Here is a 24,765-nt window from a genome sequence, read left to right as displayed (position 1 = left end):
GTAAAACCATGAAGGACATCTTCCACAACATGAAACAAGGAGGCGGAATGCGTTTCGGACGTACTTCCAAAGCCGTAGGTGTAGCTGCGATAGCTGCACTTGCACTGAGCGCCTGCGCCGAAAGCGGCGGCGGCGAAGATCCCGGCACAGGCGGCGAGGGCGAAGCATCAGGCGGCGCCGTAACCGTTGCCGAGGTCAACCCTTTCACTTCGTTCAACTCTGACAGCGCCACTGGCAACGTCGACATCAACGGCAAGGTCAGCTACCTGACGCATCAGGACTTCTACTACGTGAATGACGCGCTCGAGGTCATCCGCAACGAAGAATTCGGCACCTATGAGGTGACGTCTGAGGATCCGCTCACCGTTGAGTACACGATCAATGAAGGTGTTGCCTGGTCAGATGGCGAGCCCGTCGATGCCGGCGACCTTCTGCTGTCCTGGGCCGTACAGTCGGGTCATTTCGATGATGAAAACCCGGAAGCTGAAACCGGAACCACCTACTTCGCCTACGCCGGTGCCACCGACGGACTCGGACTGACTGGTCTTCCTGAAATCAGCGAAGACGGTCGAACCATGACGCTCGAATACACCGAGCCGTACGCTGATTACGAAATTGCGTTCGGCATCCTCGACACCCCGGCGCACGTTGTTGCCACCGGTGGCGGACTGGCTGATGAGGACGCCCTGGTCGAACTGATTCAGACCGCTCCCGCAGGAGATCCTGAGAGCCCCGAGGATCGTCCGGAGTTGCAGGCGGTAGCTGAGTACTGGAACACAGCATTCGACACCACCACGCTGCCGTCTGATCCGGCACTCTACCTGTCGAACGGTCCATACATCGTTCAGGACATGACTCCTGACCAGTCCATGACGCTGGTCCGCAACGAGGACTACGCCTGGGGCCCCGAGCCCGCACTGGATGAAATCACCATCCGCTACATCGGTGATGCCAACGCCCAGGTCCAGGCTCTTCAGAACGGCGAGGTTGACATTGTTCAGCCGCAGGCCTCCGCTGACACCCTTGCCTCCCTCGAGGCAATCGACGGAATCCAGATCCTTGAGGGCGAAGAGCTTTCCTTCGACCACATCGACCTGAACTACTCCGGCGTGTTCGAGGATGAGAATGTTCGCCGTGCGTTCATGTACACCATCCCTCGTGATTCCATCGTCGAGTCGGTCATCGGCCCGCTGGATCCCGAAGCTGAGCCCCGCAACTCCCAGATCTTCGACATCGGAACGGAAGGCTACGACGCCGCTGTACCGGTCAACGGATCGCAGGAGTTCGCTGAGCCCAACATCGACATGGCCAAGGAACTGCTGGCAGGTGCAACCCCTGAGGTTCGCATCATGTACAACGCTGACAACCCGAACCGTGTTGACGCCTACACACTGATCGCGGAGAGCGCCGAGCAGGCTGGCTTCACCGTGGTTGACGGCGGGCTTCCCGGCAACGAATGGGGATCAGCCCTCGGCGGCGGAACCTATGACGCAACCATCTTCGGCTGGGTCAGCCCTGGCGTTGGAGTGAACGGTGTGCCCCAGCTGTACGGCTGTGACTCCGCCTCGAACTTCAACGGCTTCTGCGATGAAGAAGCACAGGCCGCCATGGATGAGCTGATTGTCACCATCGATCCGGCAGAGCAGCAGGAACTCCAGATCGTCGTTGATACCCGTCTCTTCGAGACCGGCTATGGTCTGCCCCTGTTCCAGTCCATCGGCATCAACGCCGCGGATGAGGCCGTACAGGGTCTGACCTTCAACCCGGGTCTGGTTGGAGTTTGGTGGAACTTCTGGGAGTGGTCGGTAGCCTAAACAGCTCCGCACCGCCCACGTTCACTAGCTAATCGAAAGCGCTGGGGTCGCACTACTGGCCCCAGCGCTTTCGGGTGCTCAGGCACTTCTGCAGTGATTGGCAAGTGCCAAATTTCGACTAAACGTAACGTGGATTACACTCAGTCCGACATGTCGGGCACAACCCGCTTCCTAAACCCCTGAGGCCAAAAAAGACTATGTTGACGTACATTGTCAGGCGGCTGATCGCCGCCGTACTCATTCTTTTTGGCGCTTCGTTCCTCGTGTACATCCTGACTGCATATTCAGGAGATCCACTCGCGGATCTGCGCCAAAGCAACGCCCCCAATCGTGAGCAGCTCATCCAGCAGCGAATCGATCTACTGGATCTCGATGTGCCGCCCATCCTGCGGTATTTCTCCTGGGTATCCGGCGCAGTTCGCTGCGTCGTCCCGTTCGCACTCACCTGCGATCTCGGCAACAGTGTGACCGGTATTGAGGTGACACAGCTCCTCGGTCGTGCAATGGGGCAGACCATCATGCTCGTCACTGCCGCCACCATCCTTGCCATTGTCATTGGCATCACGCTGGGCATCGTGACCGCGCTCCGGCAGTACAGCGGACTCGATTACGGTGTCACGTTCATGGCGTTCCTCTTCTTCTCGCTGCCGGTGTTCTGGGTTGCTGTTCTCCTGAAGGAGTTCGGGGCAATCGGATTCAACAACTTCCTGAGTGAACCGGACATCAGCTTCTTTGCCACAATGGTGTGCGGGCTGGTTGGCGCATTCCTCTTTTACCTGAGTACGTCAGGATCCCTGAAGCGCCGCCTTCTGTGGGCAGCGATCGGATTTGTCTTCGCCTTCGGCATTATCTGGTTCCTCGACCTCACCGGTTGGTTCCTCACGCCCGGCTTTGGACCGATTGTCGTGGCTCTCCTCTCGGTCGGCATCGCCTACGGCGTGACCCTGCTGACTGCCGGCCTGAAGAATCGCAAGGCCCTCTACAGCTCCCTGATCGTCGTCGCGATCGGAATTGTCGCGTACTTCGCGGTGCAGCCCCTGTTGGACCGTGCAACGCTCCTGATGGTGGTTCTGCTCGGTGTTGCCACCGTCCTGGTCGGCCTCGTCGTCGGATACTTCATGGGCGGTTACGACAAGCGTCAGAACATGACAGCAGCGGGGCTCACCGCGTTCCTGATGGGGTTCCTGATCCTGCTGGACCGCTTCATGCAGGCGTGGCCCTCCTACTTCAACAACAACCGGGTCAACGGCCGTCCAATCGCGACAATCGGTGCCTCCACCCCCAACCTCGAAGGAGACTTCTGGGTGCGGGGACTGGACACGTATACGCACCTGCTGCTTCCCACGATTGCCCTGATGTTGATCTCCCTTGCGGGTTACAGCCGCTATTCACGGGCGTCGATGCTGGAAATCATGAATCAGGACTACATTCGTACCGCAAGGGCGAAGGGCCTGGGGGAACGCACGGTCGTGATGCGTCACGCATTCCGCAATGCGCTCATTCCGCTGGCCACGCTCGTTGCCTTCGACATTGGTGCGCTCATCGGCGGCGCCATCATCACCGAGCAGGTGTTCGCCTTCAGCGGCATGGGCCAACTGTTCGTTCAGGCACTCGGAAGGCAGGACCTCAATCCGGTCATGGGAGTCTTCCTGATCACGGGCATTGTTGCCCTGGTCTTCAACCTGGTGGCCGACCTCGTCTACTCCGTTCTTGACCCGCGAGTGAGGGTGAAAGCATGAGCACTGCAGCACAAGAATCAAAGCGATCGAAGCAGCCTGAGGCGAGAGGCCTCAGTCAGGGCCAACTGGTCCGCAAGCGTTTCTTCGGCCACACTGCCGCTGTGGTCAGCATGGTCATTTTTGCGGGCGTCGTCATCATGGCGTTTACCTCAGTGGGCTATGCCGGAATTCCCGGCTGGTGGAAGTGGGACTACGTGGAAACACCGCCACTTGCCAATCCCACGGGTGCACCCACCTGGACACTGCCGTTCAATTTTGGTGACCATCCCTTTGGGCAGGACCGCGTGGGGCGCGATCTCTTCGCCATGACCATGCGCGGTGCGCAGCTGTCCCTGATTGTGATGTTCCTGATTGGACTCGTGGGCGGCATCATCGGCGTCGTTATTGGTGGTGTGTCCGGATACTTCCGCGGCTGGGTGGAAACGCTGCTGATGCGTCTCACTGACGTCATCATCATCATCCCGCTGGTGATCATCGCAGCGGTGCTGGGCACGTTCGGCAACTCCATTTCTGGGCCGGGCACCTTCTTCGGGGCGATCTTCGGCGGCAGCGCCGGCGTCATCCTACTGGGAGTCTTCGTCGGATTCATCATCTGGACCGGCCTCGCGCGTTTGGTCCGCGGTGAATTCCTCAGCCTCCGCGAACGGGAGTTCGTCGATGCAGCCCGCATCGCAGGCGCTTCCAACTCGCGGATCATCTTCAAGCACATCGTGCCGAACGCCGTGGGCGTGATCATCGTCAACACCACCCTGGTCATGGCGTCCGCGATCCTGCTGGAGACGGCGCTGTCCTTCCTCGGACTCGGCGTCCAGGCTCCTGATATCTCGTTGGGTAGCCTCATCAGTGCCAACCAGGCGGCGTTCAGCACCCGCCCGTGGCTCTTCTGGTGGCCGGGTCTGTTCATTGTGATCATCTGCCTGTCGATCAACTTCATCGGTGACGGGCTGCGAGATGCCTTCGACCCCCGGCAGAAGAAGTTCAACGCCAAGAAGGCTGCAGAACCTAAGAAGCCGGCCTGATGAACCGCATACTCTTTGGTGACCGGCTCAGCGCCGGTCGCGCCGGTCTGCTGTCACTGCAGGGCGAAGGTAATGACGCTCAGCAGCAGCAGGCCGGCGATCACGCCAAGCGGTTGCCAGTTGATGCGGCGCTCCACCCGCGCTGCCTCGGTAGCGTCAACGTCGATCAGACCGCTGTCCACACGCCGTTCCCACTCGGATCGGACCAGCAGGGCAGCAAGGCCGGAATCGGTGTTGCTGAGGTCCCCGGGGCGAACGCTTCCACCCGCTCCGTAGCTGGTGCCCGGAAGGTTCTGCATGTGCTCCGGCTTGCCCGCGTGGGTTCCGCGAACTCCGGGAGCAGGCGCAGCCCAGGCGCTGTAGCTGCCGCTCGGCGTGACGAGCTTCAGTGCGTACTTGGTGTCGACGTGGATGAGGCCGGCCCACGGAACATCAACGGTCTGGACCGGGTTGCGCAGTTGAACGCCGGTAGGCCCGACAACCACCGCCGGAAACCAGAACAACCACCATGCCACGGCCGCTACCGCGAGCAGCGGCGCGGCAGTAGCGAGCGCCTGCAGTCCGGACGTCACAACGGAGGCGATCAGACCCACCGCGACGACGGCGCCCGCAATCGCGAGTATCCAGCGGCTGCTGCGGGGGCGGAAGACAGTGGTCTGGATCGGACCGGTAGGCGAGTTCATCCCCCCATATTTCCAACATTTAGTGTCAGCGCAGTAATCAGCGGGAAAACAGCCCGCCCAAAAGCGCCGTACGCACGGTCACACAGTGGAAGGACAGCACTATGACCCACGACATCATTGACGGCAACGGGAGCAATGATCCAACGGAATCCGCTCGCGGACCGGTGCTCGAAGTTCGAAACCTCAGCGTCGACTTCGGGGTGGAGAAGGAATGGGTCCCGGCGGCCATTGACCTGAGCTACTACGTGAACGCAGGTGAAGTGCTTGCGATCGTCGGGGAGTCCGGGTCAGGCAAAAGCGCAAGCTCGATGGCGCTTCTCGGGCTCCTGCCCAGCAACAGCCGTGTCACCGGAGAGGTGATACTGAACGGCAGGTCAATCCTCAATCTTTCCCCGGGGAAGATGAGGGAGGTGCGCGGCAATGACGTCGCGGTCATCTTCCAGGAGCCGATGACGGCGCTGAACCCCGTGTACACGGTCGGGTTCCAGATCGTCGAGACTCTGCGTCTGCACAACGCAATCTCGCCCGATGAGGCGAGGGAGCGCGCCCTCAAACTGCTGGACATGGTGGAGCTTCCTGATCCCGAGAAAGCCTTCCGTTCCTACCCCCACCAGCTCTCCGGGGGGCAGCGGCAGCGCGCCATGATCGCCCAGTCACTCTCGTGTGATCCCAAGCTCCTCATCGCAGATGAGCCCACCACGGCACTCGACGTGACAGTCCAGGCCGAAATCCTCGACCTGATGCGCAACCTGCGCAACAAGCTCGACAGCGCCATCGTGCTCATCACCCACGATATGGGAGTTGTCGCGGACCTCGCAGACCGCATCGCCGTCATGCGTCAGGGCGTCATTGTGGAATCAGGCACGGCAGAGAAAATTTTCAGCCGGCCCGAACATCCCTACACCCAGGATCTGCTCGCAGCTGTACCACACCTGGGCCAGGGAGCAGAGGGCGGCGGTGACGACGTCGACATCACCGCGGCCCTTGCAGCAGCAACCAAATCGGAGCTGGCCGGCGTAGACGCTGAAGAGCTTCAGCGCCGGGAGCGGGTTGTCCTCCAGGGTCTGGAGAAGGAAGTTCAGGCAGAGCGGGAGAGCAGGGGAGAAGCAGTACTCGACCTGGTGAATGTGGCCATCGAGTACCCCAAGCAGGGCCGGGTTCCGGCCTTCCGTGCGGTTGAGAACGCAACCTTGAGCATCCGTCCAGGCGAAGTCATGGGATTGGTGGGGGAGTCCGGATCGGGCAAGACCACCATCGGGCGCGCAGCGGTCGGGCTCCTTCCCGTTGCCGAAGGAGCGCTCAAGGTCGTGGGTACTGACATCTCCGGTCTCAAGCCCACCTCCCGGGAACTCGGCGCAGTTCGGCGCAGCGTCGGCATGGTGTTCCAGGACCCGTCCTCGTCGCTGAACCCCCGGCTGCCCATCGGTGAAAGCATCGGCGAACCGATGTTCCTCGCCGGAGAAGCCAAGGGCTCCGCCTTGCAGAAGCGCATCGAGACACTGCTCGACCAGGTGGAGCTTCCGCGTGCCTACCGGAACCGCTACCCGCACGAGCTCTCGGGTGGGCAGAAGCAGCGCGTCGGCATTGCGCGCGCGCTGTCGCTGAAGCCCAAGCTCATGGTTGCTGACGAGCCCACGTCCGCGCTGGACGTGTCCGTCCAGGCCAAGGTGCTAGAGCTGTTCCAGAACCTTCAGAAGGAAATGGGTTTTGCCTGCCTGTTCGTCACCCATGACCTCGCGGTGGTGGACGTTCTCGCCGACCACATCTGCGTGATGCGGCGCGGCAGGATCGTCGAGCAGGGTACCCGCGACCAGATTCTGCGCAACCCCCAGGATCCCTACACGCAGCGGCTCCTTGCGGCTGTGCCGCTGCCGGATCCGGAGAAGCAGCGCGAGCGACGTGAGCTGCGCGCGCAGCTCCTGGCCGCAGCCGAGTAGCCAGCTTCCACGAACGACGACGGCGCCCGCTGCGGTGGGTGCCGTCGTCGTCGTTTAATGTGCCCGTTAGGCCATCTTTTGCCTAGCGCTTAGACTGGTAGTAGTGCGCGCTGTGCTGCCCGCTTCCATTTTCCCCCGGCACCTCCGCAATCCCGACGAAATCCCCGACGAAACGAGTCATTCCGCATGTCTGTATCCACGAGCAACACTGCAATCCGCAGTGACCTTCGCAACGTTGCCATCGTGGCGCACGTAGACCATGGCAAGACGACGCTCGTTGACGCGATGCTGAGGCAGACCAATTCCTTCGCCGCCCACAACCATCTTGAGGACCGGGTCATGGACTCGGGGGACTTGGAGCGCGAAAAGGGCATCACCATCCTCGCCAAGAACACCACCGTGTTCTACGACGGCCCATCGGCTGAGGGCGAAACAATCACCATCAACGTCATTGACACGCCCGGCCACGCTGACTTCGGCGGCGAGGTTGAGCGCGGACTGTCCATGGTAGACGGCGTGGTCCTGCTTGTTGATGCGTCCGAGGGCCCGCTGCCGCAGACCCGCTTTGTGCTGCGCAAGGCGCTGGCCGCGAAGCTGCCGGTTGTCCTGCTGGTCAACAAGACCGACCGTCCAGACTCCCGCATCGACGAAGTAGTCAGCGAGTCCATGGATTTGCTGCTCGGCCTTGCTTCTGACCTGGCCGATGAGGTTCCGGATCTCGACCTTGACCTCGTGCTCAATGTTCCTGTGGTCTACGCCGCAGCGCGAGCTGGAGCGGCGTCTCTGGAACAGCCGGCAGACGGCACCGTCCCGGAGAATGACAATCTTGAGCCGCTCTTCAAGACCATCATCGACCACATCCCCGCGCCGCGGTACAACCCGGAGGGCGTCCTGCAGGCTCACGTCACCAACCTGGATGCCTCGCCGTTCCTTGGCCGCCTCGCTCTGCTCCGTATCTTCAACGGGACGCTCCGCAAGGGCCAGCAGGTAGCTTGGGCCCGCCAGAACGGTGAACTGAAGACCGTCAAGATCACCGAACTGCTCGCCACCAAGGCCCTGGACCGCGTCCCCACCGAATCCGCTGGACCGGGAGAGATTGTTGCTGTAGCCGGTATCGAGGACATCACCATCGGTGAAACCCTGACCGACGTCAACAACCCGCAGCCCCTTCCATTGATCACCGTGGATGATCCGGCTATCTCCGTCACCATCGGTATCAACACCTCGCCGCTGGCCGGGAAGGTCAAGGGCGCGAAGGTTACTGCGCGACAGGTGAAGGACAGGCTTGATAAGGAGCTGATCGGCAACGTATCGCTGAACGTTCTACCCACCGCCCGCCCGGACGCCTGGGAGGTCCAGGGACGTGGAGAGCTGGCGCTGGCCATTCTTGTGGAGCAGATGCGCCGCGAAGGTTTTGAGCTGACCGTCGGCAAGCCGCAGGTTGTTACCCGGACTGTTGACGGGAAAATCCATGAGCCCATGGAGCACATGACCATCGACGTTCCCGAAGAGTACCTTGGCGGTGTTACCCAGCTGATGGCGGCACGCAAGGGCCGCATGACCAACATGTCCAACCACGGCACCGGTTGGGTTCGGATGGAATTCATCGTTCCGGCCCGGGGGCTCATCGGTTTCCGTACCAAGTTCCTGACGGACACCCGCGGCGCTGGAATCGCGTCCTCCTACTCCGAGGGCTACGAGCCGTGGGCAGGGGACATCGAGTACCGCACCAACGGATCGATGATCGCGGACCGCGCCGGGGTGGTCACCCCGTTCGCCATGATCAACCTGCAGGAACGCGGTTCCTTCTTTGTGCAGCCGACCTCCGAGGTGTACCAGGGCATGATCGTCGGCGAGAACTCCCGCGCCGATGACATGGAAGTGAACATCACCAAGGAAAAGAAGCTCACCAACATGCGTGCCGCTTCCTCCGACACCTTCGAGAACCTGACGCCTCCCCGCAATCTCACGCTCGAGGAATCACTCGAATTCGCGCGGGAAGACGAGTGCGTCGAGGTGACTCCGGAGTCCATCCGCATCCGCAAGGTGGTCCTCGATCCCAACGAGCGCATGCGCGCTGCCCGTTCACGCGCCCGCGCCTAGCAGGCGTAGGCAGTTGCCGGCTCCCGGCATGCAGGTGAACAAACAGAAGGACGACGACGGCGCCAATCCGGCCGCCGTCGTCGCTCCTTCTGCCCGTAGCGGCGACCGCCCGCGCGGAGTCCTCGCCTCCGTCCTCGGCGGCTCACTTGCGGCTGTGCTTGGCACCGCGCTTCATGCCCATATCTGGTACGTGAACGGTGTCGGGATTCCGGCCGGTGCGCTTGCCTCTGTAGTGCTTGCGACCAGTATTGCCGTGTTCGTTGCCGTGGCTGCCCGCAGCATCTTTTTCGCAGCCCTGACCGGAGTAGTCGCGTACATCCTGGTGGGGCTCGCGGCTTCTTTGTCCGCCGGTGCCCTTATCGCTGCCGGCGTTGAGGTGGAGGGCGCGCTTCCGCCTGTGGCCATTGCCGGCTATGTCTGGGTGGTGGGACTGGCCGTCGGAACGGTTGCAGCCGTTGCCCTGTCCTGGTGGGCGTTGCGGCCGTCAGCCCGTCCTGAAGCCGAAGCTCTGTAACGAAGCTCTGTAGTACTGTCTCAGTCCGCGGTGCGGTCTATGTGGTGGGCCAGCATGATGGAGGTCGCGGTGCCGTCCTCGTCCGATTCCCGCCGGGCGTATTCCTCGAACACGTGGCGGATCTTCTCCATCATCTCGGCGCGGTTGGCGTCATTGAGCCGCACTCCAAGACGCCACACGTCGATCTCCGAGGGGTTCAGCCCGTCTATTTCCTGAAGGAACGTTTCGACGAGTACAGGGGCCGCGTTGGGCATGCGGCTTCCCCACGACAATCCGGTGGCGCGATAGGGGATTTCCTTCGCGCCGCGATTGCCCGTCCGCGGCTCCTCGGCCTTCAAAAACTCGGTGGCGAGCAGAGTCCGCACATGGTGCAGCGCCGTGGCGGGGTTGAGATCCAACACCTCGGCGATTTCCTTATTGGTGCGTGCCTTATGCAGGCAAAGCCGGAGGATCCTGAGCCGGACGGGGGAGCTCAGCGCCCTGCCTCGTGCCTGGACGTCCTCATCTGTTTCCATGATTTCCAGCATACGTCAGCAGGCGCTTACTGATTGAATTTAGTCAATCGCGAGGTTGGCCCTACTGCGGGAGTTCTCGGACCGCGCCGCGGAGGTGGGGGAGGCACCGGTTTGGCGGCCGTCACGGCAACCAGCGGAACGACGACGTCCCCGCGCCTTCCTGAAATGGTGCAGGACAGATCGTCCCGTGCAGCCAGGTTGCCGAGTGCATCGGTGAGGCCGCCTTCGATCCGATACCGGACAACAACGCGGGTTCCCAACGGCAGGGAAGTCAGCAGGTGTGCGGCGGAGCTGGACATGGGCATAGCCTGTCATATTACGGTGGGCGCGGGTCGATGCCGGTCCCAACTCCTGTTGCGTTAAGCTGGAAGAGCGACGAAGAGCCGTTAGCGGCACCAGAATCCTAGGGAAGGCGTGGGAAGTGACCTACGTAATCGCACAGCCGTGCGTGGATGTGAAAGACAAGGCCTGCATTGAGGAATGCCCGGTTGATTGCATCTATGAAGGTGAACGCTCGCTGTACATCCACCCGGATGAGTGCGTGGACTGTGGGGCGTGCGAGCCGGTGTGCCCGGTCGAGGCGATCTACTACGAAGACGACACCCCCGATGAGTGGGCCGAGTACTACAAGGCCAACGTCGAGTTCTTTGATGATCTCGGGTCGCCGGGCGGCGCCGCCAAGCTTGGCAACACCGGGAAGGATCACCCGATCATTGCGGCCCTGCCGCCGCAGAACCAGGAAGCGTGACGTTAGCGTGACACCCAACCGGGCCTTCGGGCTCGACCTTCCGGACTACCCCTGGGATGCCATGGCACCCTACATCGAGGAAGCCCGGAAGCATCCGGACGGCGGGGTCAACCTCTCAATCGGAACTCCCGTGGATCCCACGCCGGAGGTTGTCCAGCGTGCGCTCCGCGACGCATCGAATGCGCCCGGTTACCCCACCACTCACGGCACGATCGAGCTGAGGGAATCAATCAGCGAGTGGTACCGCCGTCGTCGTTCTGTTGTTGGTCTTGACCCGGCAGATATTCTGCCAACGGTTGGTTCCAAGGAGCTTGTTGCGTGGCTGCCCACGTTGCTGGGGCTGGGAGCGGGCGATGTCGTTGTGCGTCCCACGGTTGCCTATCCCACCTATGACATGGGAGCCCATTTCGCCGGTGCAACACCGGTGGCCGCGGACTCGCTGGCTGAACTGGATCCGGGCACGCGGGCGCGGGTGCGGCTGGTCTGGCTCAATTCTCCATCGAATCCCACCGGCGCGGTCCAGGACGTTGAAGCCCTGCGTGCCATGGTCGACGCCGCCCGTGGACTGGGCGCGATGGTTGCCTCCGATGAGTGTTACGCCGAACTGGGCTGGGGCGCCTGGGATCCTGCCCAGGGTGGGAACCCGGTGCCCAGCATCCTCGATGCACGGGTCAGCGGAGGGTCCACCGAACAACTGCTGTCCGTCTACTCGCTGAGCAAGCAGTCGAACCTCGCCGGTTACCGGGCCGCGTTCGTGGCCGGTGACAGCGCGGTGCTGGCTAACCTCATCAACTCGCGAAAGCATGCCGGAATGATCGTGCCGTATCCGGTGCAGGAAGCCATGCGCGCAGCGCTTTCGGATGACGCTCATGTCGCCGCGCAGAAAGACCTGTACCGGGCTCGGCGGGAGCAACTCATACCGGCTCTCGAGGCCTTCGGGCTGACCATCTCCGCATCCAACGCCGGCCTGTACCTCTGGGCGACGGCGGGGGAAGACACCTGGCTGACGGTGAGGAGATTCGCGGAGCTGGGCATCATCGTTGGTCCCGGCACGTTCTACGGTGACGCCGGGAACGGGTTCGTCCGGGTGGCGCTCACGGGTTCGGATGAGCGGGTCGCTGCCGCGGCTGCCCGGCTCACCGCGTGAGACCGTGTTGCTATTGCACAACAACGCCTCAACCGATTAGTGCTGAAGGCGTTTGTGCCGGTAGCGTTTTAGCTGACTGAGCTGATCCAGCAATTTCGCATGCTTTTCCATAAGCTCCACAAGGAGAGTCAATGACTGAGCACAACGGCGCCTCACTCCAGTATGACGGAGGAAGCCTGAGCCTCCCGCTGATCCAAGCGGCAGAGGGCAACCACGGGTACGATGTCTCGAAGCTGCTCAAGCAGACCGGTGCCGTTACCTTCGATCCCGGTTTCATGAACACCGCGGCCACCACCTCAGCAATCACGTACATCGACGGCGATCAGGGCATCCTGCGCTACCGCGGCTACCCCATCGACCAGCTCGCCCAGCATTCGAGTTTCCTTGAGGTTTCCTACCTGCTCATCTATGGGAACCTGCCAACACCGACTGAGCTCGCCGCCTTCGATAACCGCATCCGCAGGCACACGCTCCTCCACGAGGAGCTCAAGGGCTTCTTCGGCGGATTCCCACGGGACGCCCACCCCATGCCGGTGCTGTCCTCAGCTGTCTCGGCGCTGTCCACGTTCTACCAGGACTCCCTGGACCCGTTCGACGATGAGCAGGTGGAGCTGTCCACGTTCCGCCTGATGGCGAAGCTGCCGGTCATTGCCGCGTACGCGCACAAGAAGTCCATCGGCCAGCCGATGCTGTACCCGGACAACTCCATGAACCTAGTGGAGAACTTCATGCGTTTGTGCTTCGGCCTCCCTGCCGAGCCCTATGATCTCGATCCCACCATGGTTAAGGCGCTGGACCTCCTGCTGATCCTTCATGCGGACCACGAGCAAAACTGCTCCACCTCCACCGTCCGCCTGGTGGGAAGCTCGAACGCCAACATGTTCGCTTCCATTTCCGCCGGCATCAACGCGCTATTCGGCCCGCTGCATGGCGGCGCCAATGAAGCCGTCCTGAACATGCTCCGGGAGATCAAGGCCAAGGGCATGCAGCCCGAGGACTTCATGGAGAAGGTCAAGAACAAGGAAGACGGCGTGAAGCTCATGGGCTTCGGGCACCGTGTCTACAAGAACTATGATCCGCGGGCCAAAATCGTCAAGGCCACCGCCCACGACATCCTTTCAAAGCTCGGCGGCAACGACGAGCTTCTGGACATCGCAATGCGCCTCGAAGAGAAGGCCCTTGCTGATGACTACTTCATCGAACGCAAGCTCTACCCGAACGTGGACTTCTACACCGGCCTCATCTACAAGGCGATGGGCTTCCCGGAGAAAATGTTCACCGTCCTCTTCGCGATCGGACGCCTGCCGGGGTGGATCGCGCAGTGGCGCGAAATGATGCAGGATCCGCAGACCAAGATCGGCCGTCCGCGCCAGCTGTACACGGGCGCCGGGGAGCGGCACTACCCCGCACGCTAGAAGTTCCAAACGCAGTAACAGCACGACGACGGCCGGTTACCTCCGCAAGGAAGGTGACCGGCCGTCGTCGTACTTCACGTTGCCGTGGCCTTGGCTAGGAGGCGTATCCCTGCGGGTTGTTCTTCTGCCAGCGCCAGTGGTCCTCGCACATCTGGTCCAGTGACTTATGCGCGGACCACCCAAGGTCTGCCAATGCTGACGAAGGGTCCGCATAGCTGACGGCTGCGTCTCCCGGCCGCCGGGGAGCGAATTCGTAGGGGATCTCGTGGCCGGCCGCCCTGGAGAAGGCTGCGAGCACCTCAAGCACCGATGAGCCGTTACCTGTCCCCAGGTTCCAGCGGTGCACCCCGGAGTGGGAGGTGAGAAAGTTCAGGGCAGCTACGTGGCCGTCCGCGAGATCCACCACGTGGATGTAGTCGCGGATTCCGGTGCCGTCCGGGGTCGGGTAGTCATTGCCGAAGACCATGACTTTTTCGCGCCTGCCGACCGCCACCTGTGCCACGAAGGGCAGCAGGTTGTTCGGGATACCCGTTGGATCTTCGCCGATCCGCCCTGACTCATGCGCACCCACCGGATTGAAGTAACGCAGCAGCGCGATGTTCCAGCGGGCGTCGGAGGCACCGACGTCGCTCAGGATGTCCTCGATCTGCTCCTTGGTGCGCCCGTAGGGGTTGGTTGCGTCCAGCGGCATTTTCTCGATGAGGGGTACCTCTTCGGAAGCGCCATAGACGGTGGCTGAGGAGCTGAAGACCAGGGTGCGCACGTTGTGGCGGTCCATGGTGCGCAGCAGGTTCAGGGTTCCACCCACGTTGTTGTGGTAGTAGAACAGCGGCTTCTCCACTGATTCACCGACGGCCTTCAGCCCGGCGAAATGGATGACGGCCTCGACGGCCTCGGCTTCGAACACGGCGTCGAGCGCGTGCTCGTCGAGCAGATCCACCTTGCGGAAAGCCACCTCGCGGCCGGCCAGCTCCTCCACCCGCCTCAGGGCGGTTTCGCTTGAGTTGTAGAGGTTGTCCACTACGACGACGTCGTGGCCCGCCTCCAGGAGTGCAAGTGTGGTGTGCGAGCCAATGTAACCGCTTCCGCCGGTGACGAGTATCTTCATGGGTTCAAGCCTACCGACCAGCGGTATTTCGGACCTAAGTGAGTCACCAGGCTCTTGCTCTGGAGACGTCGGGGCTATCGGTCTACCCTTGGAGGATCACGCGCGAGCCGGTTCGGGTTATGCCGGCGGAGAGGCGGGGACACCGCATGCACGTCAATGGAGCGCCCTCCTGGAAAGTGGGAGCCGGTACGTCTCTGGCCATGTGCTTCGCGCTGTATCTGCGGGACTGCGCCGGCCTCGGTGTGATCGGCAAGCCTGCAGTATCGCCGGTGAAGCCCCCTGTCCGCTGCCTGAATCCGCGCCAGGTGGTCCACGCCGCCGGCGGCGTTCCTGCGCTGCGGGTGGAGTGGGAGGCCTGGTGGTACCAACTGGTTGCCGGATACGGAAACGGTACGGTACTTCCTACGCCGCCGGACTTCCCGGAGCTTGACTCCATGCCCGCCCTTCAGCGCCTCACCCACGCTCACTATGGGACCGCATTGGAATGGACGCAGGAGCGTGACGCATCCTGGTGCGAGCGCGAACAACAGCGCATGCACGACGTAGGTCAGCGGCGGTTCGGTGATCTCGTCCGGGAACGCGAACTCGAACTTGGACGGCCCGCGAGGAACTTCTCGCTCTCCGTGGTGGAGCTGCCGCTGAGCGAAGACCGGGCCTGGTATGTCGAACCGGACATGCTCATTCTGAGCGAGGACCTCTACGACGACGAAGCGACCTTCCGGAGCTATGTCCAGCCGGTGGTGGAGATCATCGCGTAGCGCCTGCTAGGCGGCGACCTCGGCAAGGGTGATCAGCACCTGCCCGGTCTCAGTTTCTGCGGTGGTCCAGCCGCCGTCGGCCCGGTTCCACTGCAGTCCCGCATGGGAGACGGAGGTGATTCCCAGTTCCTTGGCATTGGCCACCGCAAACTGTGCCGCGGCCCACCCCTCTGATCCGGAGGCGCTGGTCACGAGACCCTCTTCGGTTGCAGCTGTGGGTAGGGCTGGAAAGACGGCTGCGAAGCGTTCGGTCACCGCTGCCGCGCTGCCTGATGCAACGGGCTTACGCAGTACGCAGTTCAGCGAGGCGGGGGATTGGCCCGTCAGCGCTGAGGCGAACGCGCGCGCCTCAGGCTCGTGATCGGCATAAGCGTCCGGGTAAGCGCTGCGCTGAACGAGCTGCGCGGCTTCCGTGATGGGCAGACTCTGATATCCCGGAACGGTGACCAGCTCATCGTAGAAGGCGCCGGCAGCGTAAATGGGATCCTGCACCTGCTCCTCGGTACCCCAGCCCTGGGACGGACGCTGCTGAAACAATCCCCGGGAGTCCGGCCCCGCCTGGTCACCGTAGTCCAGATTTCGCAGGCCCGATTCCTGGACGGCGGTGGCCAGCGCAATCGATACCGCGCGCGACGGCAGGCCACGGGTCACGGCTACTCCCGCGATGGTGGATGCGTTTGCGGCCTGCTCCGGCGCCAGCTCATAGATATCCGTACCGACGACGGCGCTGCACCGCTCACGGACCAGCACTTCAGAGGAGTTCAGTTGACTGACGGCCAGGTAGGCTCCACCGCAGACCACCGCCGTCAACAGCGTGAGGACACCGGCTGCGCGAAGGCGGCGCCGTCGTCGGGCCTGCTTCTTGGTCTGGAGCACTCAAATCCCTAGTTGGCGTGGAGCGCAGCGTTCAGTGCGATGCCCTGCCCCGAGCGCTGCCGGGCTTCGACGACGCCGGTGGTCGAGTTGCGGATGAAGAGCACTCCGGACTGCCCCGAGAGGTCGGCAGCCTTGGCGATCGAGCCATCCGGGAGGGTCACCTTGGTTCCTGCCGTGATGTAGAGGCCGGCCTCCACCACGCAGTCGTCACCGAGGGAGATACCGATACCGGCCTGTGCGCTCAGGAGGCAGCGCTCGCCGATGCTGATGCGTTCCTTGCCGCCGCCTGAGAGGGTACCCATGATCGAGGACCCGCCGCCGATATCGGAGCCGTTGCCCACGACGACGCCGGCGGAAATGCGCCCCTCGACCATTGAGTGGCCCAGAGTTCCGGCATTGAAGTTGACGAAACCTTCGTGCATGACGGTGGTCCCCTCGGCGAGGTGTGCGCCCAGGCGAACCCGATCGGCGTCGGCGATCCGAACGCCCGAGGGCATCACGTAATCGACCATGCGTGGGAACTTGTCCACGCCGTACACCACCACCGTGCCACGGGAACGCAGGCGCAGGCGGGTGGTTTCGAAGTTGTTGACGGCGCACGGGCCGAAGTTTGTCCACACGACGTTCGCGAGCAGTCCGAAGAGGCCGTCGAGGTTTATGCTGTTCGGCTGGACGAGCCGGTGCGAGAGCAGGTGGAGCCGGAGGTAGGCATCCGCTGCGTCGGCGGGCGCGTCGTCGAGTGAAGACGCGGTGGTGACTACTTCCTGGGTCACTCCGCGCAGCGCGTCCGGCGCTGCAATAGCCGCTAGTTCGCTGCGCAGCGCATCGGCCTCGCCTGAAGCTTCGCCAAGAACCGGCTGCGGATACCAGACATCGAGTGTCGTTCCGTCTTCAGCCAGCGTGGCCAGGCCGACGCCGAAGGCGGTCCGCGTGGAGGTCTCGGAGGGGGTCAGGGAAGCAGAAGCCGTTTCAGTCATGGCTTCCATTCTACCGAGTAGCTGTTACCGGCTCCCGCCACATCGCCCAGTACGCACGCCCGGCTTCCCACCCCTCGCTTCGCTCGGCGCGGGGCGGGAGGCCAGTACGCTGGGGATCATGACAGCTTCCGACAGCGCGCGCCTTGATCCCTTCGCCGATGTGGCTCAGCTCACCGCGGACATCATCGACATCAACAGTGTCTCGGGTAACGAACGGGCATTGGCTGAAGAGGTGGAGGGGATCCTTCGCGCGTGTTCCCACCTGGAAGTGGTCCGGGACGGTGATTCGCTGATCGGCCGCACCAACCTCGGCCGTGCCGAACGGGTCATCCTGGCCGGTCATCTCGATACTGTGCCGCTGCCGCATGTGCCAGGCTCCCGCGGTACCGTCCCGAGCACCTGGGAGGGCGAGGTTCTCTATGGACGCGGTGCCACCGACATGAAGGGCGGAGTCGCCGTCCAGTTGGCGCTTGCTGCCGCGCTGACAGAGCCGTCCCGGGACATCACCTACGTCTTTTATGACCATGAGGAAGTCGAGGCATCCCTCAGTGGACTGGGCCGGTTGGCCGAAAGGTATCCGGACTGGCTCGAGGCGGATTTCGCGGTGCTGCTCGAACCCACCAACGGCACTGTCGAAGGCGGCTGCAATGGAACGGCCCGCTTCAATGTCACGACGACGGGGCGCGCCGCCCACTCTGCACGGGCCTGGATGGGGGAGAACGCCATTCACGCAATGGCGGAGGTGCTTGTTCGGCTTCGGGACCACGAGCCGGCCACGGTATCGGTGGACGGACTGGATTTCCGGGAGAGCCTCAATGCTGTCCTGATCAGCGGTGGCACCGCGGGGAATGTCATTCCCGATCGTGCCGTTGCCGAGGTGAATTACCGGTTTGCTCCGGATAAGACCCCCGAGGACGCCGAAAAGTATGTGCGTGACCTGCTTGCTGGTTTTGAGGTGGAGCGGACGGATGCGGCAGCCGGCGCGCGCCCCGGGCTGAACCATCCAGCTGCCGCTGCCTTCGTCGCTGCAGTCGGTGGGGAGCCGAAGCCGAAGTACGGCTGGACCGACGTGGCGCGTTTCAGCGCACTCGGCATACCCGCCGTGAACTTCGGTCCCGGCGACGCGCTCCTTGCACACTCGGACGACGAACACGTCCATGCAGATGATGTCCGTACCTGCCTCAAGGCATTAAGCGACTGGCTCGCCTAGACCTGAGGTCGAGGCGAGCCAGTTGTTCGACGGAGGAATCTGCGTTTGGTCTAACCGGCGTTAGTCGGGTCGGTCAAAAGTACTTTCTCGTTCTTTTCCTTACGGGTCTTTCCGCCGGTCCTGAAGCTCAATCGGCCGGAGAGCTTGGTGGCGAAAGTGGTCAACATGAAGTTGATGATGATAAAGATCACCGCAGCGACGATGAGGGCCTGGAAGATGTTTCCCTCGCCCGATCCCAACCGACGGGAGTAGGCGAGTAGCTCGGAGTACGTGATAATGTACCCCAGCGCTGAGTCTTTGAGGATGACGACAAACTGGCTGACTAGTGCAGGCAGCATGGCGACCAGTGCCTGTGGAACCTCGATCGAGCGCAGCGACTGACTTCTCGTCATACCGATCGCCAATCCTGCCTCTCGCTGTCCTTTCGGGAGGTTGAACACGCCGGACCGCACGAGTTCAGCGATGACCGAACCGTTATACAGCGTGAGTCCGAGGACTACCGCAGCGAACGGCGAGTCCTGCGGACGGAGGAGGTCAAGGGTGCCGAGGAGCAACCAGAAGAAGATCATCATGAGGAGCACGGGTACTGCCCGGAAAAATTCGACGACGATTCCGCTGATCCACCGGATGACCGCAACATGGGAAAGTCGACCCAAACCGAAGATCAAACCGAAGACGATAGAGGTGACAACCGAGATAGCGGCCGCACGGAGGGTGTAGAGCAGCCCCTCGAGCAGGAAGAACCGCCAGGTGTCCCACTGCAGGAATGGAGTCCATTTTTCGGGCGCAAACTGCCCCTGAGCGGCCAGTGCCATGATCAGATAGCCGATGAGTCCGACAATCAGAACGGCACCGATGATGTTGCCGATCAGTATATTGCGACGGGACTTCGGGCCCGGCGCATCAAACAGAACCTGCTGTACGCTCATCGTGCCACCGCCAGTTTCTTCGAAGCCCAGGTTGTGAGCAGGCCGATTGGGATGACGAGAATGACGAATCCGAGCGCGAATGTGAAGAAAATTGGATAAATAACGTCGGAGCGGAACTCGATCATCTCCTTCATCACCGTTGAGGTCTCGATGGCAACTGATCCCGCTGCCGCGACCGTCGAATTCTTGATGAGCGCAATCAGTACGTTACCGAGCGGCGCAATCGCCCCTCGGAACGCCTGCGGGAGAATGATCAGGCGGGCAGCCGGCATGAAACTGAGACCTATTGCACGGGCCGCTTCAGCCTGGCCGAGGGGGACCGTGTTCACTCCGCTGCGAATAGCTTCACAAACGAAGGCTGCGTGGTAAATGGCAAGCCCGAGGATAGCGATCCGGAAGAGGCTGACATTGAGGTCTTCAGCAAGCGTGAAGCCGAGTTGGCCGAACAGGCCGAGGAACCCGAAGGCGAGGATGATCGTCAGGGGCGTGTTCCTGAAGATGTTGACGTACGCCGCGCCGAGCCATTGCAGGCTCGCGATGGGTGAGATTCGCATGAGCGCGAGAAGCGTGCCCAGCAACAGCGCCCAAACCCCAGCCCACAGGGTCAGCTGAATATTGACCCAGAATGCCCCGAGGACATCGTATTCGACCAGGAGGGACAGATAGTCCTCCATTTATTCGGCCTCCCATACATAGATGAGCGGTGGGACAGCCGGAGCCGCCCCACCGCGATGAGTGTCAATCAGACGCAGTCATCGGGCGTCGGCGGGTTCAGTTCCGAGTTCGGCTCGTAGTCAACGCCTTCAAGGTTGTTCGCCAGTGCTTCTTCCCAGGCGCCTTCTTCGATCATCTTCTCGATCGCCGCGTTGATGTCCGAGCAGAGCTCGCTCCCCTTGGTGAGGCCGACTCCGTAGCGCTCCTCCGAGAAGGTGTTGCCGACAACCTTGAAGTCGCCGCTTTCCGCATTGGCAGCGAGACCGGCAAGGATGATGTCATCGGTGGTGACGGCGTCAATAGCACCGCTCGCCATGACGGAAACGCACTCGGCGTAGCCTGGCTGCTCGACAAGGTTGACGCCGGGGTACTCTTCCTTGATCTTGGTCGCCGACGTTGATCCGGTGACTGAGCAGAGGTTCTTGCCCTCAAGATCTTCAGGACCGGAGATGTCGCTGTCCGCAGGAACCAGCAGGTCCTGACCGGCAATGAAGTATGGACCGGCGAAGTCGACGGTTTCCTTGCGGGTGTCCGTAATCGAGTACGTTGCGAAAATCATGTCAACCTGCTCGTTGGCCAGCATGTTCTCGCGGTTGGCCGAAGGGGCTTCCACCCATTCAATCTGGTCTTCGCTGTAGCCGAGCTCGCCTGCTACGTACTTGGCCACATCGACGTCGAAGCCGGTGTACTCGCCGCCCTCGTCGAAGCCGAGGCCGGGCTGATCGAACTTGATGCCAATGCGTACGGAATCAGCAGCTGCTTCGCCGGTGCCTTCTCCGCCGCCTTCAGGCTCGCCTCCGCCGCCGCAGGCGGACAGGGTGAGTGCGGCAGCCGCGGCCATCGCCAATGCGCCGTATCGTGTTTTTCGCATGATTTCTCCTCGCGTTATTTCCTGATGGGAATTCGTAGGTGGTCAGTGGGCAAGGATTTTGCCGAGGAAGTCCTTGGCGCGATCACTTTGCGGATTGGTGAAGAACTCTTCCGGGGTGGCCTGTTCAACGATCTGGCCGTCAGCCATGAAGATCACGCGGTCGGCAGCTTTGCGGGCAAAGCCCATCTCGTGGGTGACCACGATCATGGTCATCCCTTCCTTGGCCAGTGCAACCATGGCATCCAGGACCTCATTGATCATCTCCGGGTCCAGCGCGGACGTCGGTTCATCAAACAGCATCACCTTTGGCTGCATGGCGAGGGCCCGTGCAATGGCGACGCGCTGCTGCTGGCCCCCGGATAGCTGCGCGGGGAGCTTCTGTGCCTGGTTGTCCACGCCAACGCGCTTCAGCAGCGACATCGAAAGCTCTTTCGCTGCGGCGGCCTTCATCCCCTTGACCTTCACAGGGCCGAGAGAGACGTTCTCGAGGATGGACTTGTGCGCGAACAGGTTGAAGGATTGGAAGACCATGCCGACATCAGCACGGAGCTTTGCCAGGGCCTTGCCTTCTGCCGGCATTTCCTTCCCGTCGATCCGGATCTCGCCGTTGTCGATGGTTTCCAGACGGTTGATGGCGCGGCAGAGCGTGGACTTGCCTGATCCGGAGGGGCCGATCACCACCACCACCTCGCCGCGGGCAACTTCGAGGTTGATGTCCTTGAGTACATGCAGCTCACCGAAGTGCTTGTTGACGTTCTTCAAAGAGACGAGAGGCTGTGCTGACGAGTTGGACGCGGACGTTGGCGTGCTCGACTGTGTGTCACGAGTCATAGAAAGAAATGTAGCGAAGAATTCCCGACCGGCGATACAGCGGCTGGCCGAAAGTGGAAATCGTGATTCAAGAGCAACCAACGCGGAAGGGTCCCTGCGGCGGTTAGCCTTGGGTATATGAGTCCCCACAGCGGCACAAACGATCAGCACACCGGCCCTCCCGCGGCACCGGCGCGGCGTCGCGGACAGGTAGAACTCCGTCGGGACCAGGCGAGCACGGCGCAGTCCGATCAGTACCTGTTGGACTCCGATGAGGAAACCCCCTTCACCAAGACTGATCCCTGGCGGGTCCTGCGGATCCAAAGCGAATTCGTGGAAGGTTTTGGAACCCTGTCCGAATTGGGTCGGGCGATCAGCGTTTTTGGCTCCGCGCGGACTCCGAGGGATTCCCCGTACTACGCAATGGGTGAAGAAGTGGGACGGCTCCTGGTGGAAGCCGGGTACGCCGTCATCACCGGCGGCGGCCCGGGTGCAATGGAGGCTGCGAACAAGGGTGCCTGCGAGGCCGGCGGTGTTTCCGTGGGGCTCGGCATCGAACTGCCCTTCGAACAGGGCATGAACGAGTGGGTGGATCTCGGCATCAACTTCCGCTATTTTTTCGCCCGCAAGACAATGTTCGTCAAGTACGCACAGGGCTTCATTGTGTTGCCCGGAGGCTTCGGAACCCTGGATGAGCTCTTTGAAGCGATGACGCTGGTCCAGACGCAGAAGGTCACGTCCTTCCCGATCGTACTGATCGGTTCCGAGTTCTGGGGTCCGCTGTGGAACTGGGTGCGGAACACGCTGCTCGCCAACGGAATGATTTCGGAGAAGGACCTGTCACTGGTTCACCTGGTCGATGACCCGGCCGACGCCGTACGTGCCGTACTCGCTGATACAGCACGGCACACCGGGCCCTAAGCCATGACGGTTTTCCTCGTTGTGGTTGCGGTTGCGGCAGTGGGCGCCACTGCGTTCTTCGCCGTCGGGCGTGGGTGGCCCCGCGGGAGCGGGTCTTCAGGAGGAGAGCCCGGAGCCCTTCCCGGCCTGGTTGAACCGACGCCTTCCCTGCCGCCGGTCCTGCTCCCGGAACACCCGAGCGCTACGGACATCGGCAGTGTCCGCTTTTCGCTTGGGCTGCGTGGGTATCGCATGGATCAGGTGGACGAGGTCCTGGACAGTCTGGCAGCCGCCCTCGCCGAACGCGATGCTCTCATTGAAGCACTACAGGAGCAGAACCGGGAGCGCCGGTGAGCGCGGTCAGCGGCAGCGATGGCCGCCTGCGGTGCGGTTGGGCAGTGTCGAGCGCGGACTACGAGGCCTACCATGACAACGAATGGGGACGCCCGGTCACGGGCGAGGCTGCGCTCTTCGAAAGGATCAGTCTCGAAGCGTTCCAGTCCGGGCTGAGCTGGATCACTATCCTCCGCAAGCGGGAGAATTTTCGTGTGGCTTTCGCCGGATTCGAACCGCGGAGAGTTGCCGCTTTCGATGACGACGACGTCACACGCCTCCTCGGCGATGCAGGCATTGTGCGCAACCGGGCCAAAATCCTCGCAACCATTGCGAACGCCCACGCGCTCCTCGCGTTGCCCGCGGGCACAACGCTTGGAGGAATCCTGGACGCGCACCGGCCGGCGCCGAAACCAGCGCCGCAAGCACTCACCGATGTTCCCGCCGTAGTGCCGGAGTCTGTCGCGCTTGCGAAAGAACTCCGATCCCGCGGGTTCCGCTTCGTCGGTCCCACCACCGCCTATGCCATGCAGCAGGCAACCGGATACGTCAACGATCACCTTGCGTCCTGCTGGGTGCGGAACAATTCAGCGTAGCGGTGTGATGGGCGCCGCACCTGCGATTAGCTCGGCACGCACTTCTGCGGGATAATAGGGAAAGGACGAGCGTACGGGGGAGTCTCCGCCGTGCAATGTTGACCGCGGCCTTCGTCCGGTCGCGCACCGTGGAAGGAAACTACTTAGATGGCTGCGATGAAACCCCGTACCGGTGATGGACCCATGGAGGTCACCAAAGAGGGACGCAGCCTCATCATGCGGGTTCCGATCGACGGCGGTGGACGCCTCGTCGTCGAGCTCAACGCTGAAGAAGCAGGCAAGCTCAAGGATTGCCTGCTCACGGTAACGGGTTAGAGAACCAGGGTTTTCAGGCGGAAGTTCAGGCCGGCATCTTGACGGCCATCAGGAGACCATTCCCGGCCGGCACCAGCGTGCTGACCAACTGATCGTTAGTGCGCAGCGTCTTGCCTACCTGCCGCAAGGTGTTCGTGGAGGCGTCCCGTACGGCGGGGTCGGCAACCTTGCCACCGTCAAGGGCGTCGTTGATCAGAATCAGTCCTCCGCGCTTCAACAGACGGACTGCCTGGTCAGCGTAGAGCGGAAGGTTGGCCTTGTCCGCATCGATGAAAACAAGGTCGTAGGCAGCATCGGTCAAGCGGGGAAGTACGTCGGCTGCCCGCCCGGAAATAGTCCGGGTGCGGTTCGCCGGAATTCCTGCCTCGGCATAGGCCTCGCGTGCAGCCCGAAGATGGTCTACATCCGAATCGATAGTTGTCAGCACTGAGTTCTGGCCCATGCCGCGCAGCAGGCATACGCCGGAAACACCCGCCCCGGTGCCGACTTCCACCACGGTCATCGCTTTTGACGCAGCAGCGAGTACCGTCAGAGCCGCCGCAACTCCCGTACTGACGGGGGAAACTCCGAGCTCGTGGGATCGGTCCCTCGCCCGGAGCAAAACATCATCTTCAACGGGCAGGCCTTCCGTGTAGGACCAATTCGCCTGCTTCTGCGCGCTCATGATGTTCCGTTCTGTCCAGGAGCCAAAGGGTGATCGTAGCCGTCCGGGCTACCGGACGCCGCCGCTTCCA

At 62.2% G+C, this 24,765-nt stretch carries 26 protein-coding genes; 15 read left to right on the top strand and 11 right to left on the bottom strand.

Going from position 1 to position 24,765, the window contains the following annotated elements; translation table 11 throughout:
• Positions 1 to 47: 47 nt before the first annotated feature.
• The 3 genes from AC1MBU_RS13210 (at position 48) to AC1MBU_RS13200 (ending at position 4,572) form a co-directional block, all read left to right on the top strand.
• Positions 48 to 1,814 (top strand): ABC transporter family substrate-binding protein, encoded by a 1,767-nt coding sequence (locus AC1MBU_RS13210; RefSeq protein WP_277357663.1) that lies wholly within the window; start codon positions 48 to 50, stop codon positions 1,812 to 1,814.
• Positions 1,815 to 2,011: 197 nt separating this feature from the next.
• Positions 2,012 to 3,553, top strand: coding sequence for an ABC transporter permease (locus AC1MBU_RS13205; protein WP_277357662.1), 1,542 nt, complete (start codon positions 2,012 to 2,014; stop codon positions 3,551 to 3,553).
• Complete coding sequence (locus tag AC1MBU_RS13200) at positions 3,550 to 4,572, top strand: ABC transporter permease (protein ID WP_056544313.1); 1,023 nt, start codon at positions 3,550 to 3,552, stop codon at positions 4,570 to 4,572. The genes AC1MBU_RS13205 and AC1MBU_RS13200 overlap by 4 nt, the downstream gene beginning before the upstream one ends.
• Positions 4,573 to 4,625: 53 nt before the next feature.
• Here the strand turns inward: AC1MBU_RS13200 and AC1MBU_RS13195 are convergent, their stop codons facing one another.
• Positions 4,626 to 5,255, bottom strand: coding sequence for a PH domain-containing protein (locus AC1MBU_RS13195; RefSeq protein WP_277357661.1), 630 nt, complete (start codon positions 5,253 to 5,255; stop codon positions 4,626 to 4,628).
• Positions 5,256 to 5,356: 101 nt separating this feature from the next.
• Here AC1MBU_RS13195 and AC1MBU_RS13190 point away from each other — a divergent pair, with 101 nt between their 5' ends.
• The 3 genes from AC1MBU_RS13190 to AC1MBU_RS13180 all read left to right on the top strand — a co-directional run bounded on the left by AC1MBU_RS13190 (position 5,357) and on the right by AC1MBU_RS13180 (position 9,809).
• The gene (locus tag AC1MBU_RS13190; protein ID WP_277357660.1) at positions 5,357 to 7,192 is read left to right on the top strand and encodes an ABC transporter ATP-binding protein; all 1,836 of its coding nucleotides are present in this window, start codon (positions 5,357 to 5,359) and stop codon (positions 7,190 to 7,192) included.
• A gap of 186 nt (positions 7,193 to 7,378) precedes the next feature.
• Positions 7,379 to 9,295: a translational GTPase TypA gene (gene typA, locus AC1MBU_RS13185; protein ID WP_056544321.1), complete on the top strand. Its 1,917-nt coding sequence runs from the start codon at positions 7,379 to 7,381 to the stop codon at positions 9,293 to 9,295.
• A 28-nt stretch (positions 9,296 to 9,323) separates the two neighbouring features.
• Entirely contained in the window at positions 9,324 to 9,809 is a 486-nt protein-coding gene (locus tag AC1MBU_RS13180) for a hypothetical protein (protein ID WP_277357659.1), read from the top strand.
• 20 nt (positions 9,810 to 9,829) lie between these two features.
• On the opposite strand, the gene AC1MBU_RS13175 is transcribed toward AC1MBU_RS13180, so the two are convergent.
• Positions 9,830 to 10,324, bottom strand: a complete 495-nt coding sequence (locus AC1MBU_RS13175) for an ArsR/SmtB family transcription factor (RefSeq protein ID WP_277357658.1) — start codon at positions 10,322 to 10,324, stop codon at positions 9,830 to 9,832.
• Positions 10,325 to 10,350: 26 nt separating this feature from the next.
• On the bottom strand, positions 10,351 to 10,623 hold the full coding sequence (locus AC1MBU_RS13170; RefSeq protein ID WP_277357657.1) for a putative acetyltransferase: 273 nt from the start codon (positions 10,621 to 10,623) through the stop codon (positions 10,351 to 10,353).
• Positions 10,624 to 10,745: 122 nt separating this feature from the next.
• Here AC1MBU_RS13170 and fdxA point away from each other — a divergent pair, with 122 nt between their 5' ends.
• The 3 genes from fdxA to AC1MBU_RS13155 all read left to right on the top strand — a co-directional run bounded on the left by fdxA (position 10,746) and on the right by AC1MBU_RS13155 (position 13,634).
• Entirely contained in the window at positions 10,746 to 11,072 is a 327-nt protein-coding gene (gene fdxA / locus AC1MBU_RS13165; RefSeq protein ID WP_056544327.1) for a ferredoxin, read from the top strand.
• A gap of 61 nt (positions 11,073 to 11,133) precedes the next feature.
• Entirely contained in the window at positions 11,134 to 12,219 is a 1,086-nt protein-coding gene (gene dapC / locus AC1MBU_RS13160; protein WP_479789779.1) for a succinyldiaminopimelate transaminase, read from the top strand.
• Positions 12,220 to 12,350: 131 nt separating this feature from the next.
• A complete protein-coding gene (locus AC1MBU_RS13155; protein WP_277357655.1) occupies positions 12,351 to 13,634 on the top strand; it encodes a citrate synthase in 1,284 nt (427 codons plus the stop codon).
• A 94-nt stretch (positions 13,635 to 13,728) separates the two neighbouring features.
• Here AC1MBU_RS13155 and galE read toward each other — a convergent pair whose 3' ends face one another.
• Complete coding sequence (gene galE / locus AC1MBU_RS13150; protein WP_479787437.1) at positions 13,729 to 14,742, bottom strand: UDP-glucose 4-epimerase GalE; 1,014 nt, start codon at positions 14,740 to 14,742, stop codon at positions 13,729 to 13,731.
• 146 nt (positions 14,743 to 14,888) lie between these two features.
• On the opposite strand from galE, the gene AC1MBU_RS13145 reads away from it, so the two are divergent.
• The gene (locus tag AC1MBU_RS13145; RefSeq protein ID WP_277357653.1) at positions 14,889 to 15,500 is read left to right on the top strand and encodes a hypothetical protein; all 612 of its coding nucleotides are present in this window, start codon (positions 14,889 to 14,891) and stop codon (positions 15,498 to 15,500) included.
• A gap of 6 nt (positions 15,501 to 15,506) precedes the next feature.
• On the opposite strand, the gene AC1MBU_RS13140 is transcribed toward AC1MBU_RS13145, so the two are convergent.
• Both AC1MBU_RS13140 and dapD read right to left on the bottom strand, forming a co-directional pair.
• A complete protein-coding gene (locus AC1MBU_RS13140; RefSeq protein WP_479787435.1) occupies positions 15,507 to 16,376 on the bottom strand; it encodes a hypothetical protein in 870 nt (289 codons plus the stop codon).
• 8 nt (positions 16,377 to 16,384) lie between these two features.
• Complete coding sequence (gene dapD, locus AC1MBU_RS13135) at positions 16,385 to 17,353, bottom strand: 2,3,4,5-tetrahydropyridine-2,6-dicarboxylate N-succinyltransferase (RefSeq protein WP_479787434.1); 969 nt, start codon at positions 17,351 to 17,353, stop codon at positions 16,385 to 16,387.
• 118 nt (positions 17,354 to 17,471) lie between these two features.
• On the opposite strand from dapD, the gene dapE reads away from it, so the two are divergent.
• Positions 17,472 to 18,563: a succinyl-diaminopimelate desuccinylase gene (gene dapE, locus AC1MBU_RS13130; RefSeq protein WP_479787432.1), complete on the top strand. Its 1,092-nt coding sequence runs from the start codon at positions 17,472 to 17,474 to the stop codon at positions 18,561 to 18,563.
• 50 nt (positions 18,564 to 18,613) lie between these two features.
• On the opposite strand, the gene AC1MBU_RS13125 is transcribed toward dapE, so the two are convergent.
• The 4 genes from AC1MBU_RS13125 to AC1MBU_RS13110 all read right to left on the bottom strand — a co-directional run bounded on the left by AC1MBU_RS13125 (position 18,614) and on the right by AC1MBU_RS13110 (position 21,908).
• The gene (locus AC1MBU_RS13125; protein ID WP_479787430.1) at positions 18,614 to 19,492 is read right to left on the bottom strand and encodes an amino acid ABC transporter permease; all 879 of its coding nucleotides are present in this window, start codon (positions 19,490 to 19,492) and stop codon (positions 18,614 to 18,616) included.
• Positions 19,489 to 20,166 carry an amino acid ABC transporter permease gene (locus AC1MBU_RS13120; protein ID WP_277357649.1) on the bottom strand — a complete coding sequence of 226 codons (678 nt, stop codon included), beginning with the start codon at positions 20,164 to 20,166 and terminating at the stop codon, positions 19,489 to 19,491. The genes AC1MBU_RS13125 and AC1MBU_RS13120 overlap by 4 nt, the downstream gene beginning before the upstream one ends.
• Positions 20,167 to 20,234: 68 nt before the next feature.
• Complete coding sequence (locus tag AC1MBU_RS13115) at positions 20,235 to 21,077, bottom strand: glutamate ABC transporter substrate-binding protein (protein ID WP_277357648.1); 843 nt, start codon at positions 21,075 to 21,077, stop codon at positions 20,235 to 20,237.
• A gap of 42 nt (positions 21,078 to 21,119) precedes the next feature.
• Complete coding sequence (locus tag AC1MBU_RS13110; protein WP_277357647.1) at positions 21,120 to 21,908, bottom strand: amino acid ABC transporter ATP-binding protein; 789 nt, start codon at positions 21,906 to 21,908, stop codon at positions 21,120 to 21,122.
• Between the two features lie 117 nt (positions 21,909 to 22,025).
• Between AC1MBU_RS13110 and AC1MBU_RS13105 the strand changes: the two genes are divergently transcribed.
• From AC1MBU_RS13105 to AC1MBU_RS13090, 4 genes are all read left to right on the top strand, one after another.
• Positions 22,026 to 22,808, top strand: a complete 783-nt coding sequence (locus AC1MBU_RS13105; protein WP_277357646.1) for an LOG family protein — start codon at positions 22,026 to 22,028, stop codon at positions 22,806 to 22,808.
• 3 nt (positions 22,809 to 22,811) lie between these two features.
• Positions 22,812 to 23,141, top strand: a complete 330-nt coding sequence (locus AC1MBU_RS13100) for a DivIVA domain-containing protein (protein ID WP_277357645.1) — start codon at positions 22,812 to 22,814, stop codon at positions 23,139 to 23,141.
• Positions 23,138 to 23,716 carry a DNA-3-methyladenine glycosylase I gene (locus AC1MBU_RS13095; RefSeq protein ID WP_277357644.1) on the top strand — a complete coding sequence of 193 codons (579 nt, stop codon included), beginning with the start codon at positions 23,138 to 23,140 and terminating at the stop codon, positions 23,714 to 23,716. Before AC1MBU_RS13100 ends, AC1MBU_RS13095 begins: the two co-directional genes overlap by 4 nt.
• Before the next feature lie 147 nt (positions 23,717 to 23,863).
• Positions 23,864 to 24,031: a DUF3117 domain-containing protein gene (locus AC1MBU_RS13090; protein WP_081737717.1), complete on the top strand. Its 168-nt coding sequence runs from the start codon at positions 23,864 to 23,866 to the stop codon at positions 24,029 to 24,031.
• A 25-nt stretch (positions 24,032 to 24,056) separates the two neighbouring features.
• Here the strand turns inward: AC1MBU_RS13090 and AC1MBU_RS13085 are convergent, their stop codons facing one another.
• Complete coding sequence (locus tag AC1MBU_RS13085) at positions 24,057 to 24,695, bottom strand: O-methyltransferase (protein WP_479787426.1); 639 nt, start codon at positions 24,693 to 24,695, stop codon at positions 24,057 to 24,059.
• Positions 24,696 to 24,765 lie beyond the last annotated feature (70 nt).

This window comes from Arthrobacter sp. PTI12 (assembly GCF_056679915.1).
This window is presented reverse-complemented; position numbering and strand designations above follow the sequence as displayed.

Excerpts from the sequence above, each read along its gene's own strand:
- dapD (WP_479787434.1), bottom strand. The coding sequence starts at position 17,353 with ATGACTGAAACGGCTTCTGCTTCCCTGACCCCCTCCGAGACCTCCACG.
- AC1MBU_RS13170 (WP_277357657.1), bottom strand. The coding sequence starts at position 10,623 with ATGTCCAGCTCCGCCGCACACCTGCTGACTTCCCTGCCGTTGGGAACC.
- typA (WP_056544321.1), top strand. The coding sequence starts at position 7,379 with ATGTCTGTATCCACGAGCAACACTGCAATCCGCAGTGACCTTCGCAAC.
- AC1MBU_RS13180 (WP_277357659.1), top strand. The coding sequence starts at position 9,324 with ATGCAGGTGAACAAACAGAAGGACGACGACGGCGCCAATCCGGCCGCC.
- AC1MBU_RS13105 (WP_277357646.1), top strand. The coding sequence starts at position 22,026 with ATGAGTCCCCACAGCGGCACAAACGATCAGCACACCGGCCCTCCCGCG.
- AC1MBU_RS13120 (WP_277357649.1), bottom strand. The coding sequence starts at position 20,166 with ATGGAGGACTATCTGTCCCTCCTGGTCGAATACGATGTCCTCGGGGCA.
- AC1MBU_RS13110 (WP_277357647.1), bottom strand. The coding sequence starts at position 21,908 with ATGACTCGTGACACACAGTCGAGCACGCCAACGTCCGCGTCCAACTCG.
- AC1MBU_RS13195 (WP_277357661.1), bottom strand. The coding sequence starts at position 5,255 with ATGAACTCGCCTACCGGTCCGATCCAGACCACTGTCTTCCGCCCCCGC.
- AC1MBU_RS13115 (WP_277357648.1), bottom strand. The coding sequence starts at position 21,077 with ATGCGAAAAACACGATACGGCGCATTGGCGATGGCCGCGGCTGCCGCA.
- AC1MBU_RS13175 (WP_277357658.1), bottom strand. The coding sequence starts at position 10,324 with ATGGAAACAGATGAGGACGTCCAGGCACGAGGCAGGGCGCTGAGCTCC.
- AC1MBU_RS13100 (WP_277357645.1), top strand. The coding sequence starts at position 22,812 with ATGACGGTTTTCCTCGTTGTGGTTGCGGTTGCGGCAGTGGGCGCCACT.
- dapE (WP_479787432.1), top strand. The coding sequence starts at position 17,472 with ATGACAGCTTCCGACAGCGCGCGCCTTGATCCCTTCGCCGATGTGGCT.
- AC1MBU_RS13090 (WP_081737717.1), top strand. The coding sequence starts at position 23,864 with ATGGCTGCGATGAAACCCCGTACCGGTGATGGACCCATGGAGGTCACC.
- galE (WP_479787437.1), bottom strand. The coding sequence starts at position 14,742 with ATGAAGATACTCGTCACCGGCGGAAGCGGTTACATTGGCTCGCACACC.
- AC1MBU_RS13200 (WP_056544313.1), top strand. The coding sequence starts at position 3,550 with ATGAGCACTGCAGCACAAGAATCAAAGCGATCGAAGCAGCCTGAGGCG.
- AC1MBU_RS13145 (WP_277357653.1), top strand. The coding sequence starts at position 14,889 with ATGCACGTCAATGGAGCGCCCTCCTGGAAAGTGGGAGCCGGTACGTCT.
- AC1MBU_RS13085 (WP_479787426.1), bottom strand. The coding sequence starts at position 24,695 with ATGAGCGCGCAGAAGCAGGCGAATTGGTCCTACACGGAAGGCCTGCCC.
- AC1MBU_RS13190 (WP_277357660.1), top strand. The coding sequence starts at position 5,357 with ATGACCCACGACATCATTGACGGCAACGGGAGCAATGATCCAACGGAA.
- AC1MBU_RS13125 (WP_479787430.1), bottom strand. The coding sequence starts at position 19,492 with ATGAGCGTACAGCAGGTTCTGTTTGATGCGCCGGGCCCGAAGTCCCGT.
- AC1MBU_RS13205 (WP_277357662.1), top strand. The coding sequence starts at position 2,012 with ATGTTGACGTACATTGTCAGGCGGCTGATCGCCGCCGTACTCATTCTT.
- dapC (WP_479789779.1), top strand. The coding sequence starts at position 11,134 with ATGGCACCCTACATCGAGGAAGCCCGGAAGCATCCGGACGGCGGGGTC.
- AC1MBU_RS13210 (WP_277357663.1), top strand. The coding sequence starts at position 48 with ATGCGTTTCGGACGTACTTCCAAAGCCGTAGGTGTAGCTGCGATAGCT.
- AC1MBU_RS13155 (WP_277357655.1), top strand. The coding sequence starts at position 12,351 with ATGACTGAGCACAACGGCGCCTCACTCCAGTATGACGGAGGAAGCCTG.